We start from the raw sequence: 15,666 nt of genomic DNA, 5'->3' as shown, positions 1-15,666 counted from the left end.
GGCGCAGGGACCGGCGCAGGGAATGTTGTCCCCCCTCGCTAGGTTTGAAAGAGACACCACCCGAGAAATGAGGCCGACGTGACAACTGCTGTTGCCCCTAGTGCTCCTCTGACTGCCGAGGACCGCTGCGACCGTTGCGGTGCGCAGGCCTACCTGCGTGTCGAGCTCCAGACCGGCGGCGAGCTCCTCTTCTGTGCCCACCACGCGCGTGAGCACGGCGACAAGCTCAAGGAGGTCGCCATCAACCTGATCGACGAGACCCACAAGCTCACCACCCCGGCAACGACGCCGCGAGACGAGCACTGAACCGTCCCACCGCCGACTTCTCGATGGCCCCTGACGCGAGTCGGGGGCCATCGGCCATTTCGGGGCCCACCGTCATGACAGGGTGTGCCGCGTGAGCCTCCTCGATGTCCTGGTCGCCGTGGCGATCGCAGTCGGCCTGGCCGGCATCCTGGTCCCGGTCCTGCCCGGGTCGATCCTGATCCTGGGCGCCGTCCTCGTCTGGGCGGTCGAGGTCGGCAGCGGCCTGGCGTGGACGGTGTTCGCGGTCGTCACCGTGCTGCTCGTGCTCGGTGGGATCGTGAAGTACGTCGTGCCGGGCCGCCGGCTGAAGACCGCGGGCGTCCCGGCCTCGACCCAGTGGGCGGGAGCCGGGCTGGCCATCGTGGGCTTCTTCGTGGTGCCGGTCGTCGGCATCTTCCTGGGCTTCGTGCTCGGCATCTACCTGGCCGAGCTCCGACGTGTGGGCTCCGCCCGGGCCTGGCCCTCGACGACGCACGCCCTGCGCGCCGTCGGGCTGAGCGTGCTGATCGAGCTGACCGCCGGGGTCCTGGCGGCCGGCACCTGGGTCGTCGGGGCGGTCCTGGCCTGACATGGCGCTGCTGCTCTCGCTGGCCGCCGCGGTGTCGTACGGCCTCTCGGACTTCATCGGCGGGGTCGCCTCCCAGCGGGTGACGCCCTGGACGATCGCGCTCGTCGGTCAGATCGCCGGCTCGCTGCCGTTCCTCGTGGCCGGGCTGCTCGGCGACGGCTCGTTCGGACCCGCGGTCCTGGGCTGGAGCGTCCTCGCGGGCCTCGGCAACGGCCTCGGTACGGCGTTCCTCTATCGCGGGCTGTCGTCGGGGCGCATGGGCGTCGTGGCCCCCGTGTCGGGGGTCGGGGCGGCGCTGCTCCCGATCGCCGTGGGCCTGGTCACCGGGGAGCGGCCCTCCATGCTGGTCTGGCTCGGCATCGTGGCCGCGATCCCGGCGATCTGGCTGGTCGCCCGGGAGCCCGTCACCGGCTCCGCCACGGGGGGCACCGGCCTCACCGACGGAGTCCTGGCCGGTGTCGGCTTCGGCACACTGTTCTCCGCCCTCGCGCAGATCCCCGAAAGTGCCGGGCTGGTCCCCCTGGCGCTCAACCAGCTGGTCGCCGCCGCCGTGATCGTCCTGGTCGCCACCCTGCTGCGGGCGCCCTGGGTCCCCCGCCGCCCTGCCGCCCTGCTGGGGGCCGTCAGCGGCTGTCTCGGCGCCGCCGCCACGGCGCTGTTCCTCGTGTCCTCGCGCGACGGCGGCCTCACCGTCGCGGCCGTCATCACCTCGCTCTACCCCGCGTTCACCGTGCTGCTCGCGCTGTCGGTGCTGCGCGAGCGCGTGCATCGAGCCCAGGCCGTGGGGCTGTCCCTGTGCGCGGTGACGGTGGTGCTGGTGGCGTTGGGGTGAGCGGGTCAGCGCAACCTGCGTCCGCTCGCCGAGACGAAGACGGCGACGAGGGCCACCGCGGCGGACCCCAGGCCGATCCACATGGCGTTGCCGTCGTAGGTCAGCGCCGCGATGAGCAGGCCGACGGCGACGACCAGCAAGGCCACGGACAGGACGGACAGCGACGATCGGCTCATGAGGTCTCCTCGGCTCGGGTCTTCGCGGTCCCTACCCTCCTGGCGCGGCTCCCAACCGCGCGCCCGGCGACTGACGGAGCCGGACTTTGGGTACCGTCGCGGCGTGACCCAGACCCCGGACGAGGCACGTGACCCGCTGCTCGGCCAGCCCGAGGAGCCACCGCGCGCGGTGCCCCCTCCCCAGCAACCGGCGCGCAAGGAGCCGCCCCGCCGCGACGTCGACGACCCGCTGCGCGGCTCCCGGACCAGCGGCTTCTGGGTCGCCGTCGTCGGGCTCGGCCTGGTGCTCCTGCTGCTGATCATCTTCATCGCCCAGAACACGCGGAGCACGACCGTGTCGTTCCTGGCGTGGGACGGGCAGGTCCCGGTGGCCGTCGCCATCCTCATCGCCGCCGTGGCGGGACTGTTCCTGGCGGGTCTCGCCGGGACGATGCGGATCCTGCAGCTGCGCCGTCGGGTGCGGCGCACCCGAGGCTGAGCGCCGCTGCGCACGACGAAGGCCCGGCCGCTGAGCGGCCGGGCCTTCGTGCGTGACGGTGCGGGTGCCGCCCCAGTCCAGCTCAGTCCAGGTAGTCGCGCAGGACCTGGGAGCGACTCGGGTGGCGCAGCTTGGACATGGTCTTCGACTCGATCTGCCGGATCCGCTCGCGGGTCACGCCGTAGACCTTGCCGATCTCGTCGAGGGTCTTGGGCTGACCGTCGGTGAGGCCGAAGCGCATCGAGACGACGCCGGCCTCGCGCTCCGAGAGCGTGTCGAGCACCGCGTGCAACTGCTCCTGCAGGAGGGTGAAACTGACCGCGTCGGCCGGGACAATGGCCTCGGAGTCCTCGATCAGGTCACCGAACTCGGAGTCGCCGTCCTCGCCCAGCGGCGTGTGCAGGGAGATCGGCTCGCGACCGTACTTCTGAACCTCGATGACCTTCTCCGGGGTCATGTCCAGCTCCTTGGCCAGCTCCTCCGGGGTCGGCTCGCGGCCCAGGTCCTGGAGCATCTGACGCTGGACGCGCGCGAGCTTGTTGATGACCTCGACCATGTGCACCGGGATGCGGATGGTGCGGGCCTGGTCGGCCATGGCGCGGGTGATCGCCTGACGGATCCACCAGGTCGCGTAGGTGGAGAACTTGTAGCCCTTGGTGTAGTCGAACTTCTCGACCGCGCGGATCAGACCGAGGTTGCCCTCCTGGATCAGGTCCAGGAACAGCATCCCGCGGCCGGTGTAGCGCTTGGCCAGCGAGACCACGAGACGCAGGTTGGCCTCGAGCAGGTGGTTCTTGGCGCGGCGGCCGTCCTCCGAGATCCATTCGAGCTCCTCGAGGAGCTTGGGCGAGATCTTGCCGCCCTTGGCGAGCTTCTCCTCGGAGAAGAGGCCGGCCTCGATGCGCTTGGCGAGCTCGACCTCCATCTCGGCGTTGAGGAGGGGGACCTTGCCGATCTGCTTGAGGTAGTCCTTGACCGGGTCGGCGGTTGCGCCCGCGACCATGACCTGCTGCTCCGGCTCGTCGGTGTCGTCGGCCGCGGACACGACGAAGGTGGCCGACTTCTCGTCCTCGACGATGCTCGGGTCGGCCTTGACGTCCTTCTCGAACTCCTCGTCCGGGATGTCGGGCAGGATCTTCTTGCCGTCGGCGTCGACCACCACGATCGGCTCTGCTGCCGGGGCCGCCGGAGCCGCGTCGGTGGCCGGGGCCTTCTTGGCCGGGGCCTTCTTGGCGGGCGTCTCGGCCGGCTGCTCGGCGGCGGCGGCCTTCTTCTTGGCCGGGGCCTTCTTCGCCGGCGCCGTCGCCGTGGTGGTCTTGCGGGGGCTCCCGGCGGCCGCGACGCGGGCGCCGCCGGCCGGCATGGCCACCGAGATGCCCACGGAGCTCAGGTGCGCGAGCAGGGCCTTGAGGTGGCGCGGTTCGACCGCGGCCGCCTCACTCGCCTGCCTGACCTGCTCCGGGGTCACGCTGGCGGTCGGGGCTGCCTGCTGGATCAGCGCCTCGACAGCGGGGTGGGACAGGACGTCGGCAGGGATCTTGCGCGCGCTCGAAGACACGAACACCTCTCGTCAAGCTGGCATTGGGCGCGGCAAGACCCGGTGTCGTCAAGAGCCGCTGATTCATTCTGCCACGGGCCGGGTGAGGTCCTCACATGGACCCGAGAACCCGTGGAGATCACTCGGACGCGACGGCCGCCTTGGCCGCCGCCTTCTGCTGCTTCTTGTGCTCGCGCACCTTCTGCAGCGAGCCCGCGTCGACGACGTCGGCCACCGACCGGTAGCCGTCCAGGGCGTAGTCCCCCACGGCCTCCTCCCAGCCCGCCGGTCGTACGTCGAGCTGCTTGGCCAGCAGCGCGGTGAAGATCCGCGCCTTCTGCTTGCCGAAGCCGGGCAGCTCCATGACCCGCTTGAGCAGGTCCTTGCCGTCGGCGGCCTCGGTCCACAGCCTCTCGGCGCGACCGTCGTACCGCTCCGAGACCAGGCGCGCGAGCTCCTGCAGGCGCGCCGCCATCGAGCCCGGGAAGCGGTGCACCGCCGGGGGCGTGGCGCATAGCGCCGCGAACTCCTCGGGGTCGGCCGCCGCGATCGCCTCCGGGTCGAGAGTGCCGAAGCGCTCCAGCACCTTGGCCGGACCGCGGAAGGCGTGCTCCATCGGGTACTGCTGGTCGAGCATCATCCCCACCAGCAGGGCGAACGGGTCGTCGGTGAGGACCTGGTCGGCGGCGTCGTCGCCGGTGATGTGGATCGAGGGCATGCGCCCCATCCTGCCCCAGCCCCGCTAGCGGGTGGGGCGGTCCCGCCAGGCACCGGTGGCCCACAGTGCCCAGGCCACGAGCAGCGGCTGGAAGAACAGCCGCACGAAGCGCTTGCGGTCCGTGTCCAGCCCGAAGGCGTCGGTGTGCTCGAGGTACTGCGCGATGTTGCCCGGGAAGATCGCAACGAAGAACGCCGCCACGAGCAGCCCGACCCCGATCCGGCCGCGACCGAAGGCGACGAGGGCGGCGCCGAGGCTGATCTCCATGACGCCGGAGACCAGGACCACCGGGTCGTCGGAGACGGGGAACCAGTCGGGCACCTGCGCGACGAACTCCTCGCGGGCGAAGGTCAGGTGGCTGACCCCCGCGAAGACCAGGATCGCGCCCAGCAGCATCCGGGCAGCGGTGCGTGGGCGGGACGTGGGCGGCGCTTGCCAGAGGCTCATGCCTCGACCCTAGGCCTAGCATGGCCCCATGGACGCGACGATCGGCACGTGCTCGGTGGCCGCCGAGCCCGCGCACGTCCCGTCGGGCGCCGAGCTGCTCGCCGTCCGGCTGAGCGAGGAGGCCCGCGGGATCCGCGGGCTCGACGTCCTGCGGCGCAGCGTCGACCGCGCCCCGCCCCGCTGTTCCTGACCCTCCCCCACCAGCTGGTAGGGCCGCCCACTCCGGCAGGCCCACGTCTGAAGGACTCAGGAACATGACCCACCCCCGCTCGTCGTCCCTGCCCACCCCCGCGTCGCCGCGCGTCGAGCCGTCCGACCGCGTGGTCGTCGTCGGCGCCGGCATCGTCGGCCTCTCCACCGCCTGGCACCTGCAGGAGCGCGGCGCCGACGTCACGGTCGTCGACCGCGACCACGTCGCCGCCGGCTCCTCGTGGGGCAACGCCGGCTGGCTGACCCCCGGCCTGACCGCGCCGCTGCCCGACCCCGGCGTGCTGCGCTACGGGCTGCGGACGGCGCTGCGCCCCTCGTCGCCGGTCTACGTCCCCCTGCAGCCGGACCTGCGGCTACTCCGCTTCCTGACCGGGTTCGCCCGGCACTGCACGCATCGCCGCTGGGAGGCCGGCCTGGCGGCGTACGCACCGCTGAACGCCCTGGCGCTGGACGCCTTCGACGAGCTCGCGGCCGAGGGCCAGGTGCCGGCCGCCTCCCCGGCGAGACCGTTCCTCGCCGGATTCCGGACCGCGAAGGACCGCGCGCACCTGCTCGCCGAGCTCGAGCTCCTGCAGCGCCTGGGCCAGCCGCTCGACTTCGGCCTGCTCACCGGGGACGAGGCACGCGCGATCGAGCCTGCCCTCTCCGAGCAGATCACGGCCGGGGTCCGCATCGAGGGCCAGCGCTTCATCGACCCCCCGGTCTTCCTGGAGCACCTCGCGCGCTCGTTCGTCGACCGGGGCGGCAAGCTCCTCGAGGGCGTGGAGGTCTCGGGCCTGCGCGACGACGGCCGCACGGTCGACCTCGCCTACGCCGGCGGGACCCACGAGCGCTTCCACGCGGCGGTGCTCGCGACCGGGGCCTGGCTCGGCGGCCTGGCTCACCGCCTCGGCGTACGGCGGCTCGTGCAGGCCGGCCGGGGCTACAGCTTCAGCGTCGCCGGCTCCCGCGTGCCCCAGGGGCCGGTGTACTTCCCCACCCAGCGCGTCGCCTGCACGCCTCTGGACTCGCCAGACGGGCCCCGGCTGCGAGTCGCCGGGATGATGGAGTTCCGCTCCCCCGACGCCCCGCTCGACCGGCGCCGTGTGGAGGCGATCGTCGACGCCACCCGTCCCCTGCTCAGCGGTCTCGACCTCGCCGACCGCCGCGACGAGTGGGTCGGCTCCCGGCCCTGCACCACCGACGGGCTTCCCCTGGTCGGGGGCACCCGCTCGCCGCGGGTCTTCGTCGCCGGCGGCCACGGGATGTGGGGCGTCGCACTGGGACCGGTCACCGGCCGCCTGCTCGCCGAGCAGATGGTGACCGGGGCGGTGCCGGCGCAGCTCGCACCCTTCGACCCGTTGAGGTAGCCGCCGGCCCGGGCGAGACAACGACTGGGACAATGACTGGGCGCCTCGACCTGCGGGGCCGCGACGAGAACGAGGAGCAGAACCGGTGCCGGGACTGGACGAGAAGCTGGTGGACGTCTACGACGAGGTGCTGCGACGCAACCCGGGCGAGACGGAGTTCCACCAGGCCGTGCACGAGGTGCTGGACAGTCTGGGCCCGGTGGTGGCCAAGCACCCCCACTACGCCGACGCGGCGGTCATCCGGCGGCTGTGCGAGCCGGAGCGCCAGATCATCTTCCGCGTCCCCTGGGTCGACGACGCCGGCCGGATCCAGCTCAACCGCGGCTTCCGCGTCGAGTTCAACTCGGCCCTGGGTCCGTACAAGGGCGGTCTGCGCTTCCACCCCAGCGTCAACCTGGGCATCGTGAAGTTCCTGGGCTATGAGCAGATCTTCAAGAACTCCCTGAGCGGCATGCCGATCGGCGGTGGCAAGGGCGGCTCCGACTTCGACCCCAAGGGGCGCAGCGAGGGCGAGGTCATGCGCTTCTGCCAAGCGTTCATGACCGAGCTGTACCGCCACATCGGGGAGTACACCGATGTCCCGGCGGGCGACATCGGGGTCGGCGGCCGCGAGATCGGCTACCTGTTCGGCCAGTACAAGCGGATCACCAACCGCTACGAGTCCGGCGTGCTGACCGGCAAGGGCCTGGCGTGGGGCGGCTCCCGGGTGCGCACGGAGGCGACCGGCTACGGCACCGTCTTCTTCGTCCAGGAGATCCTCAAGACCCGCGGGGAGTCGCTGGACGGCAAGCGCGTGGTCGTGTCCGGCTCGGGCAACGTGGCGACGTACGCGATCGCCAAGGTCCAGGAGCTCGGCGGCACGGTCGTCGCCTGCTCCGACTCCGGCGGGTACGTCGTCGACGAGCGGGGCATCGACCTGGCCACCGTGCAGGAGATCAAGGAGGAGCGACGGGCCCGGATCTCGACCTACCTCGAGCACCACCCCCATGCCCAGTACGTCGAGAACCACTCGCTGTGGCAGGTCCCCTGCGACATCGCCTTGCCCTGCGCCACGCAGAACGAGCTCAACGGCACCGACGCCGCCGCCCTGATCGCCCACGGCTGCTCGGTCGTCGCCGAGGGCGCCAACATGCCGTGCACCCCCGAGGCGGTGCGGGCGTTCGCCGAGGCGGGCGTGACCTTCGCGCCCGGCAAGGCCGCCAACGCCGGCGGGGTCGCGACGAGCGCGCTGGAGATGCAGCAGAACGCCTCGCGCGACTCCTGGACCTTCGAGCACACCGAGGAGCGGCTCGCCGGGATCATGCGCGGGATCCACGACCGCTGCCTGAGCACCGCCGACGAGTACGGCAGCCCCGGCAACTACGTCGCCGGCGCCAACATCGCCGGCTTCACGCAGGTCGCCGACGCCATGGTGGCCCTCGGCGTCATCTGAGGACCGGGGTCGGCCGACTCAGTCGGCCTTGACCGCCAGCACCGGGCAGTGGGCGTCGAGCAGGACCCGCTGGGCGTTCGAGCCCAGGATCAGCTTGCCGACCGGGGTGCGCCGGCGCAGGCCGATGACGATCAGCTCGGCGGAGTTGGCCTCGGCGATGCTGATCAGGTCCTCGGCCGGCTCGAAGCCGCGCACCAGCTGGCGCAGCTCGTAGGTCACGCCCGCCGCGTCGAGCGTGGCGCGGACCGCGGCCATGTCGCTGTCGAGCTGGGCCGCGGCGGACTCGTCGTAGGCCGCGCCACCGCGATGGGAGTTGACCACCACGAGGCTCGCGCCCCTCAGCTTGGCCTCGGAGATCGCCTGCGTGAGGGCAGCCTCACCCTCGGGCTTGGGCACGTAACCGACCACGACTTTTCCCATGGCGGGCAGGCTACCGGGTCCCGAGGCTCGCGCGGGACCCTGTGGAGGAAGGCGGCGCCGGCGCGTCGCTTCGGGCACGCTGCCCCCATGGCCGAGGGACTGCACCACCCGCTGTCGCCCGCGCTGCACCGGGTGCTGCGCCGCGCCGTGCTCGACCACGCCACCGCGGAGCACCGCAAGGCGTTCCTGCCGCTGGTCCACGTGGGGGTCCCGGGCCGTCGGGAGACGGTCTTCGCCGTGCGCCCCGATGAGCCGAGCGACCATGCGCTGCGCACCGACATCGTGTCGGCCATGGTCCGCCGCGTGCGGCAGCCCGGTGCGGCGCCCATGGTCTGGCTGACCCGACGCGACCCGCTCGAGGCGCAGGACGTCGACCTGGCCTGGCTGGCCTCGACGCGCTCGGCCTACGGCGAGCTCGGCCTGCCGCTGCTCATGGTCGTCGTCAACCGCCACGGCTGGCGCGACCCGCGCAGCGGGCTCAGCAGGTCCTGGCACCGGCTGCGGGCACCGGCGGTCGGCTGACCTACCAGGCGTGCACCGGCTCGTTGGTGTGCATGCGCTCGCGGTAGTCGAGCAGGGTCGCGCGCAGCGCGTCGGCGCGGTCGTCACCGGCGCGCTCGCGCATCTGCCGCACGAACCACTCCGCGCCGTTGCGCCCCGTCAGGCAGCGTTGCTCGACGATGCCGAGGAGCCGGTCGATCTCGGCGCCGGACGCTCCCCACGCCTCCAGCCCCTCCTGCGCCATCGGCAGCAGCCGCCGCAGGACCAGCTCGGTCGCCTGCACCTGCCCGACGCCCGGCCAGTAGAGCTGCGCGTCGATGCCCTGCTGGGCGGCGACGTGGAAGTTCTCCTCGGCGGCGCTGAACGACATCTGGGACCACAGCGGCCGCTCGCTCTCGGCGAGCGCGCGCACGAGGCCGAAGTAGAACGCCGCGTTGGCGATGGTGTCGGCCACCGTGGGGCCGGCGGAGAGCACCCGGTTCTCCACGCGCAGGTGCGGCACCCCGTCGTTGATGTCGTAGACCGGACGGTTCCAGCGGTAGATCGTGCCGTTGTGCAGCCGCAGCTCGGACAGGACGGGGGTCCCGCCGGCCTGCAGGACCGCCAGCGGATCCTCCTCGTCGGTGATCGGCAGCAGCGCCGGGAAGTAGCGGACGTTCTCCTCGAACAGGTCGAACACCGAGGTGACCCACCGCTCGCCGAACCACACCCGCGGGCGGACGCCCTGCGCCTTCAGCTCCTCGCTGCGGGTGTCGGTGGCCTGCTCGAACAGGGGGATCCGGGTCTCGCGCCACAGCTCCTTGCCCAGGAGGTACGGCGAGTTGGCCCCGATCGCGAGCTGGACCGCCGAGATCGCCTGCGAGGCGTTCCAGTACTGGGCGAACTGGTCGGGCGAGGTCTGCACATGGAACTGGGTGCTGGTGCACGCAGCCTCGGGCACGATCGAGTCGGCGGAGGTGCGCAGCCGCTCCGATCCGGTGACCGCGATCGTGATGTCCTCCCCGCGGGCGTTCAGGATCTGCTCGCTCAGCAGCCGGTAGCGAGGGTTGCCGCTCAGCGAGGCCACCGACATGTGGCCCTCGGCGAGGGTGGGCAGGATCCCGATCATGACCAGGTGGGCCCCGACCTCGGAGGACTTGCGCTCGGCGTCGTTGAGGCTGCGCCGCAGGCTGTCCTCGAAGACGGTCAACCCGGACTCGCGCAGCCTGGCGGGCGGCACGTTGATCTCGATGTTGAACTGGCCGAGCTCGGTCTGGAAGTCCGGGTCGGCGATCGCCTCGAGCGCCTCGCTGTTCTTCAGCGCCGGGTCGCCGAACCGGTCGACGAGGTTGAGCTCCACCTCGAGGCCGGTCATCGGGTCGTCGGTGTCGAACCGCGCCTCGCGCAGCATCCGGGCGAACACGTCGAGGCAGCGACGGACCTTCTCGCGGTGCCGCGTGCGGTCGGCTCCGGTGAACTCCTGTGCGTCGACCTCTTCGCCCATAGCCGCACCCTAGTGCGACGAGCGCTGCCCAGACCCTCACCCGCACAGGCGTGGCCCTCATGCCGGCCTGCCACGCGGCGGCCGCAGCCCGTCGGCCCAGTCGAGGTCGGGCTCCCAGGCGTCCGGCGGCACCGCGTGCGTCAGCAGCAGCGCGAGCTCCGCGGCCGGCGGGTAACCCGGGTCGGCATCGGCGACCCGATCCAGCGCACACCACGCGAGGGCGCCGTGGCCGGCCCGCCACGCCGACCAGCCCAGCAGGAACGCCGGTGCCGCCAGCAGCTCGCGAGGGCAGCGCCGCACCAGGTCTGACCAGAGCTCGACGTGGGCGACCGCCGCGTCCCCGGCGACGAGCTCCCACGCGGCATCGCGCAGGCGCGGGGTCCGCAGCGCGCTCAGCAGCCGGGCGGCGTCGTGGTCGCCGGGGCGCGACTCCGCACGCACGTGGCCCCGCACCGTCGTGCGCACCCAGTCACCCTCCGCGAGCAGCGCGGCGGCTCCGGTCGGCGGCCCCCCGGCCGGCAGCGCGGCCGCCACCGCGGCCACCCGCCCCGGATGGGGGTCCAGGGTGGCGTCGAGGGCGTCGCGCGAGGCATGGGTGACCCGGCCCCGCAGCACCGCGTCGACCAGGAACGGGTGCGCGCTGACGTCGTAGGCCACCCCGATCTCCCGGATGAGCCGATCCCCGCGCAGCAGGGGGTACCACCGGCGGCCGTCGGCGCGCAGCGCCTCCACCACCGGGATCGCGGCCTGCCGGCAGCGCTCGCGCAGGCCGCGCCACACCTGGCCGGCCAGCACCTCGTCGTCGGTGTAGACGACGAAGACGACCTGGCGCACACGGTGGGCGGCGGCGGGGCCGAGCAGGGACTCGACCGTCTCCGGCAGCTCCTCTCGGCACCGCGGCAGGTCGACCCGGGCCTGGAAGGCGCGCGGGCCGCCGAAGGTCAGCATGGCCACGGACTCGTCGGGGTCGAAGCCGAGCGTCACGGAGACCATCGCGAGGACGTCCTCGGGGCAGCGGGCGACCATCGTCATGGGTTCGGTGGGGGTCATGCTGGCAACGTCCCCGCGCCCGCCGACAGCCACGCCGGCCGGTGCCGGAGCTGGGGACGGGTGTTGTCGGTGGGTCCGCCTGTGGACGGCAACCGGCCTGCCCTCCCCCGGGGTTCGGCCACCGACGGTGCCCGCGGGTAGTTTGCGGGCGTGCGCGCCCAGGCCTCGGTCCTCCACCTGGACCTCGACGCCTTCTTCGCGGCGGTCGAGCAGCGCGACAAGCCGTCGCTGCGGGGCAAGCCGGTCGTCGTGGGCGGCGTCGGTGGGCGCGGCGTGGTGGCGACGGCGTCCTACGAGGCCCGCAAGTACGGCGTGCGGTCGGCGATGTCGACCCGGGAGGCCCGCTCCCGGTGCCCCCACGCGGCCTTCCTCAGCGGCCGCTTCCACGCCTACCGCGCCTCCAGCAACGCGGTGATGGGGCTGCTGCGCTCGGTCTCCCCCCTCGTCGAGCCGCTCTCGCTGGACGAGGCGTTCGTCGACCTCGAGCGCGCCGACCTGCCCGACCTGGAGCTGCCCACCGTGACCGCGTTCGCCGAGGACCTGCGCGCGCGGGTCACCGAGGTCACCGACGGCCTGACCGCCTCGGTCGGGCTCGGGTCGTCGAAGTTCATCGCCAAGGTCGCCAGCGAGCTGGACAAGCCCGACGGCCTGACCGTCGTCGCGCCGGGCACCGAGGTGGAGCTGCTGCGCCCCATGCACGTGAGCGTGATCCCCGGCGTCGGGCCGGCCACGGCCGAGCGGCTGCGGCGCGCCGGCATCCACACGGTGGCCGACCTGGAGTCCGTGGGCCTCGAGGAGCTCGTGGCGCTGGTGGGCAAGGCCCACGGCACCGGCCTGTGGCACCTCGCGCGCGCCGACGACGACCGCCCGGTCCTGCCCGAGCGGGAGACCAAGTCGGTCAGCGTCGAGGGCACCTACGAGACCGACCTGACCGACCGCAAGCTGATGGAGGGCCTGCTGGCTCGCCAGGCCGGTGAGGTCGCCGCCCGCCTGCGCAAGCACGGCCTCTCGGGGCGCACGGTCACCATCAAGGTGCGACTGCACGACTTCACGACGCTGAGCCGCTCCTCCACGCTGGCCTCCCCCACGGACGCGACCGCCACCATCGCCCGGCTGGCGCGCGCCCTGCTCGCCGACCTCGACACCTCCGGCGGCGTCCGGCTGCTCGGCGTGGGCGTCTCGGGCCTGGCCGACTGGATCCAGGACGACCTGTTCGGGGAGTCCGACCCCGAGGTGGTCGAGGAGGAGCCGGAGCCGGTCCAGGCGCCGACCAGCCGGCACCCCATCTGGGCGCCCGGCGCGGACGTCGTCCACACCGACCTCGGCCGGGGGTGGGTGTGGGGCTCCGGGCGGGGCGTGGTGACGGTGCGCTTCGAGACCGCCGAGACGCCCGCCGGTCCGGTCCGCTCCTTCCCGATCGACGACCCCGACCTCGCGCCGTGGCTCCCGGCTGAGGCCGAAAACTCGCTCGCGGAGGGTGTCGAGGAGACCTAGCCTCGACGGCATGGACCTGCGGCGGATCGACATCCACGACGACGCCGTCATGCGCGACCTGCACCGCGTGGTCGACGCCGCCCGCCATGTCGACCGTCCCGACGCGCCCCGCGTCACGTGCGAGGAGTACGTCGCGGCGGTGCGGGCCCCCGACAGCGGCGAGCGGGCCGAGTACGTCGCGGCGTACGACGGCGACACCATGGTCGGCGCGGCGATCGGGTTCCTCTTCCTGCTCGACAACACCGACAAGGCCTGGCTCAACGTATGCGTGGACCCCCCGCACCGAGGCCACGGCGTCGGCACCGCCCTGCTGGGCCGGATCACCGACGTGGCGCTCGCCGACGGCCGCACCGAGCTCCTCGCCGACGCCAAGATCCCCCTCGACCGGCTCGACGACCATCCCTACCGCACCTTCGCCGAGCACCGCGGCTACACCCAGTCCAACATCGAGGTGGTGCGCCACCTCGACCTCCCGGTGGACCAGGAGCGGCTGGCGCAGTGCTCGGCGCTCGAGCGCGAGAGCGCCGACGGCTACCGCATCGAGACCTTCGTCGGCCCGTTCCCCGACGAGTACGCCGAGTCGCTGTGCGTCCTGCTCGGCCAACTCGCCGTGGACGCCCCGACCGGTGACGTCGACTTCGAGGAGGAGGTCATGACGCCCGAGCGGCTCACCGAGCGCTACGAGATGGTGACGGCCATGGGCCGCGAGCTCTACGAGAGCGTCGCGCTCACCTCCGACGGGGTGGTCGCCGCGCAGTCGACGCTGGTCGCGCCCGTCGAGGGCTCGCGCTACGCCTACCAGTGGGGAACCTTCGTGCACCGGGAGCACCGCGGCCACCGCCTCGGCCTGGCGGTCAAGACCGCCAACCTGCGGGCGGTCCAGGAGCGCCACCCCCACCTCGAGCGCGTCACCACCCAGAACGCCGAGACCAACGCCCACATGATCTGGATCAACGAGCTCCTCGGCTTCCGGCCGGTGGAGGCCTCGATGGAGTTCGTCAGGCGCGTCTGAAGCGCACCTCGTCGCCGGGCCTCAGCTGCGCGCACCGCCACAGGTCCGCCTCCTCCACGACGGCGAGGACCGGGTAGCCGCCGGTGGGCGGGTGGTCGGCCAGGAGGACCACCGGCTGCCCGCTCGGCGGCACTTGCACCGCCCCGAGCACCATGCCCTCGCTCGGCAGCTCCTCGGCGCGCACGCGATCGAGCACCGGCCCCTCCAGACGCAGCCCCACCCGGTCCGACGCCTCCCCCACGACGTACGGCGCACGGCACAGCGCTGCGAGGGCCCCCGCCGCGAACCAGTCGGCCCGCGGTCCGGCGTGCACCCGCAGCGGTCCCGGCTCGGGCGGGCGGGGCGTGTCGTGCGGCGCCGGGCGCCGCGCCGCGAGGCCGACCGGCAGCACCGTGCCGGCCTTGAGCCGCGGCGGGCCCACCCAGGCCAGGGTGTCGGTCGAGCGCGAGCCCAGCACCGGAGCGACGTCGACTCCACCGGCGACCGCCACGTAGGAGCGCACGCCGGTCGCAGGCACGCCGAGGCGCAGGGTCGCGCCCGCGGGCAGCCACTGCGCGCACGCGTGGCCGCGCGGGCTGCCGTCCACCGCCACCGGGACCGGCGCGCCGGTGACCGCCACCCACGCCCCGGCGTCGGTGCGGAGCTCCAGCCCGCCGAAGGTGGCCTCGACGAGCGCGGCGTCCGGGTCGTTGCCGACCAGGCGGTTGGCGAGCGCCGCCGCCGGAGCGTCCAGCGGGCCGGCCCGGGGCACGCCGAGGTGCGCCAGCCCCGGCCGCCCGCGGTCCTGGAGGGTGGCCAGCGGCCCGGGCCGCAGCACGTGCAGGCTCATGCGCGAACGAACCGCACCGGCGTGCCCGGCGCCAGCAGCGCGGGCTCCTCGCGGGCCGGGTCCCACAGCGGGAGCGAGGTACGGCCCAGGAGGCGCCAGCCGCCCGGCGAGGCCGTGGGGTACACGCCGCACCACGCGCCGGCGAGGCCGACCGCGCCGGCGGGCACCCGCGAGCGGGGCGCGTCGAGCCGCGGCACGGACCCGCCCAGGCCCGCCAGATAGGCGAAGCCGGGCGCGAAGCCGCAGAACGCGGAGACGAACGCCGTCGACGTGTGCCTCTCGACGACGCCCGCGACGTCGGTGCCCCACAGCTCGGCCACGAAGGCCAGGTCCTCGCCGTCGTAGGTCACCGGCACCTCCACCGGTGCCCGATCGAGGGTCGGCGCGGAGCCGTCCCACGCGGCCAGGGACGCCCGCAGCGACTCCGGATCCCGGACCCCGTCGAAGAGCACGGTCTCGGCCGCCGGCACCACCTCGGCCACCGGCAGCCGGGCGCCGCGCGCCCAGGCCGCCAGGGCGAGCGCGGCGTGGGCATCACCGAGCTCGGCCAGCACCGCTCGGGGGCCGAACGCGCGCAGCTGCATGGCGGCAGTCTGCCCCGATCCTGCGCGGGTGCGTCAGGCCGGAGGGGAAATGGGTGAGGGCCTCTTGATGGTATGAGCATCAGGAGGCCCTCGGCTTGGCCGGAAACGGTGACGCCCGGCCGATCATGACTGGTGCTCCGACCCCGCCGTCCCCGTCACCGGGCCGACGCCTCGAGTCGCCTCGCGGTGTGGGTCTTCGCTCCTGTCCGATCACCAGGTCTCTGCTTTCCTCGCGGTCCG

19 protein-coding genes are annotated in these 15,666 nt (G+C 73.2%); 10 read left to right on the top strand and 9 right to left on the bottom strand.

Translation table 11 applies throughout. The features are described from left to right. The first annotated feature begins 78 nt into the window (after nucleotides 1-78). The 3 genes from LQ940_RS08805 (at nucleotide 79) to LQ940_RS08795 (ending at nucleotide 1,706) form a co-directional block, all read left to right on the top strand. The gene (locus LQ940_RS08805; RefSeq protein ID WP_231245039.1) at nucleotides 79-306 is read left to right on the top strand and encodes a DUF7455 domain-containing protein; all 228 of its coding nucleotides are present in this window, start codon (nucleotides 79-81) and stop codon (nucleotides 304-306) included. Between the two features lie 91 nt (nucleotides 307-397). Next, a complete protein-coding gene (locus tag LQ940_RS08800) occupies nucleotides 398-874 on the top strand; it encodes a DUF456 domain-containing protein (RefSeq protein ID WP_231245038.1) in 477 nt (158 codons plus the stop codon). 1 nt (nucleotide 875) lies between these two features. Next, nucleotides 876-1,706, top strand: coding sequence for a DMT family transporter (locus tag LQ940_RS08795; protein ID WP_231245037.1), 831 nt, complete (start codon nucleotides 876-878; stop codon nucleotides 1,704-1,706). Between the two features lie 5 nt (nucleotides 1,707-1,711). On the opposite strand, the gene LQ940_RS08790 is transcribed toward LQ940_RS08795, so the two are convergent. Beyond that, the gene (locus LQ940_RS08790; protein WP_231245036.1) at nucleotides 1,712-1,882 is read right to left on the bottom strand and encodes a hypothetical protein; all 171 of its coding nucleotides are present in this window, start codon (nucleotides 1,880-1,882) and stop codon (nucleotides 1,712-1,714) included. 103 nt (nucleotides 1,883-1,985) lie between these two features. Here LQ940_RS08790 and LQ940_RS08785 point away from each other — a divergent pair, with 103 nt between their 5' ends. Further along, entirely contained in the window at nucleotides 1,986-2,360 is a 375-nt protein-coding gene (locus LQ940_RS08785) for a lipopolysaccharide assembly protein LapA domain-containing protein (RefSeq protein ID WP_231245035.1), read from the top strand. An 82-nt stretch (nucleotides 2,361-2,442) separates the two neighbouring features. On the opposite strand, the gene LQ940_RS08780 is transcribed toward LQ940_RS08785, so the two are convergent. The 3 genes from LQ940_RS08780 to LQ940_RS08770 all read right to left on the bottom strand — a co-directional run bounded on the left by LQ940_RS08780 (nucleotide 2,443) and on the right by LQ940_RS08770 (nucleotide 5,011). Then, nucleotides 2,443-3,924 (bottom strand): RNA polymerase sigma factor, encoded by a 1,482-nt coding sequence (locus tag LQ940_RS08780; protein WP_231245034.1) that lies wholly within the window; start codon nucleotides 3,922-3,924, stop codon nucleotides 2,443-2,445. Nucleotides 3,925-4,036: 112 nt separating this feature from the next. Continuing rightward, complete coding sequence (locus tag LQ940_RS08775; protein ID WP_231245033.1) at nucleotides 4,037-4,624, bottom strand: HhH-GPD-type base excision DNA repair protein; 588 nt, start codon at nucleotides 4,622-4,624, stop codon at nucleotides 4,037-4,039. A gap of 15 nt (nucleotides 4,625-4,639) precedes the next feature. Then, nucleotides 4,640-5,011 (bottom strand): DoxX family protein, encoded by a 372-nt coding sequence (locus LQ940_RS08770; protein ID WP_374107419.1) that lies wholly within the window; start codon nucleotides 5,009-5,011, stop codon nucleotides 4,640-4,642. Nucleotides 5,012-5,090: 79 nt separating this feature from the next. Between LQ940_RS08770 and LQ940_RS08765 the strand changes: the two genes are divergently transcribed. The 3 genes from LQ940_RS08765 to gdhA all read left to right on the top strand — a co-directional run bounded on the left by LQ940_RS08765 (nucleotide 5,091) and on the right by gdhA (nucleotide 8,053). After that, on the top strand, nucleotides 5,091-5,252 hold the full coding sequence (locus LQ940_RS08765; protein ID WP_231245031.1) for a hypothetical protein: 162 nt from the start codon (nucleotides 5,091-5,093) through the stop codon (nucleotides 5,250-5,252). 64 nt (nucleotides 5,253-5,316) lie between these two features. Then, nucleotides 5,317-6,621, top strand: a complete 1,305-nt coding sequence (locus LQ940_RS08760) for an NAD(P)/FAD-dependent oxidoreductase (protein ID WP_231245030.1) — start codon at nucleotides 5,317-5,319, stop codon at nucleotides 6,619-6,621. Between the two features lie 94 nt (nucleotides 6,622-6,715). Continuing rightward, on the top strand, nucleotides 6,716-8,053 hold the full coding sequence (gdhA, locus tag LQ940_RS08755; protein ID WP_231245071.1) for an NADP-specific glutamate dehydrogenase: 1,338 nt from the start codon (nucleotides 6,716-6,718) through the stop codon (nucleotides 8,051-8,053). A gap of 18 nt (nucleotides 8,054-8,071) precedes the next feature. Here the strand turns inward: gdhA and LQ940_RS08750 are convergent, their stop codons facing one another. Continuing rightward, nucleotides 8,072-8,473 (bottom strand): universal stress protein, encoded by a 402-nt coding sequence (locus tag LQ940_RS08750; RefSeq protein WP_231245029.1) that lies wholly within the window; start codon nucleotides 8,471-8,473, stop codon nucleotides 8,072-8,074. Between the two features lie 87 nt (nucleotides 8,474-8,560). On the opposite strand from LQ940_RS08750, the gene LQ940_RS08745 reads away from it, so the two are divergent. Then, the gene (locus LQ940_RS08745) at nucleotides 8,561-8,995 is read left to right on the top strand and encodes a hypothetical protein (RefSeq protein ID WP_231245028.1); all 435 of its coding nucleotides are present in this window, start codon (nucleotides 8,561-8,563) and stop codon (nucleotides 8,993-8,995) included. A 1-nt stretch (nucleotide 8,996) separates the two neighbouring features. On the opposite strand, the gene LQ940_RS08740 is transcribed toward LQ940_RS08745, so the two are convergent. Together LQ940_RS08740 and LQ940_RS08735 are read right to left on the bottom strand one after the other, a co-directional pair. Further along, nucleotides 8,997-10,457 (bottom strand): glutamate--cysteine ligase, encoded by a 1,461-nt coding sequence (locus LQ940_RS08740; protein WP_231245027.1) that lies wholly within the window; start codon nucleotides 10,455-10,457, stop codon nucleotides 8,997-8,999. Nucleotides 10,458-10,514: 57 nt separating this feature from the next. Further along, nucleotides 10,515-11,507, bottom strand: coding sequence for a DUF4192 domain-containing protein (locus LQ940_RS08735; RefSeq protein ID WP_231245026.1), 993 nt, complete (start codon nucleotides 11,505-11,507; stop codon nucleotides 10,515-10,517). A gap of 150 nt (nucleotides 11,508-11,657) precedes the next feature. Here LQ940_RS08735 and LQ940_RS08730 point away from each other — a divergent pair, with 150 nt between their 5' ends. Continuing rightward, nucleotides 11,658-13,001 (top strand): DNA polymerase IV, encoded by a 1,344-nt coding sequence (locus LQ940_RS08730; RefSeq protein WP_231245025.1) that lies wholly within the window; start codon nucleotides 11,658-11,660, stop codon nucleotides 12,999-13,001. Nucleotides 13,002-13,011: 10 nt separating this feature from the next. Beyond that, nucleotides 13,012-14,013 carry a GNAT family N-acetyltransferase gene (locus tag LQ940_RS08725; RefSeq protein WP_231245024.1) on the top strand — a complete coding sequence of 334 codons (1,002 nt, stop codon included), beginning with the start codon at nucleotides 13,012-13,014 and terminating at the stop codon, nucleotides 14,011-14,013. On the opposite strand, the gene LQ940_RS08720 is transcribed toward LQ940_RS08725, so the two are convergent. After that, nucleotides 14,000-14,842, bottom strand: coding sequence for a biotin-dependent carboxyltransferase family protein (locus LQ940_RS08720; protein ID WP_231245023.1), 843 nt, complete (start codon nucleotides 14,840-14,842; stop codon nucleotides 14,000-14,002). The genes LQ940_RS08725 and LQ940_RS08720 overlap by 14 nt on opposite strands. Continuing rightward, nucleotides 14,839-15,426 (bottom strand): 5-oxoprolinase subunit B family protein, encoded by a 588-nt coding sequence (locus LQ940_RS08715; RefSeq protein ID WP_231245022.1) that lies wholly within the window; start codon nucleotides 15,424-15,426, stop codon nucleotides 14,839-14,841. The genes LQ940_RS08720 and LQ940_RS08715 overlap by 4 nt, the downstream gene beginning before the upstream one ends. Between the last annotated feature and the right edge of the window lie 240 nt (nucleotides 15,427-15,666).

The organism is Nocardioides sp. cx-173 (genome assembly GCF_021117365.1).
Lineage (GTDB): Bacteria > Actinomycetota > Actinomycetes > Propionibacteriales > Nocardioidaceae > Nocardioides.
This window is presented reverse-complemented; position numbering and strand designations above follow the sequence as displayed.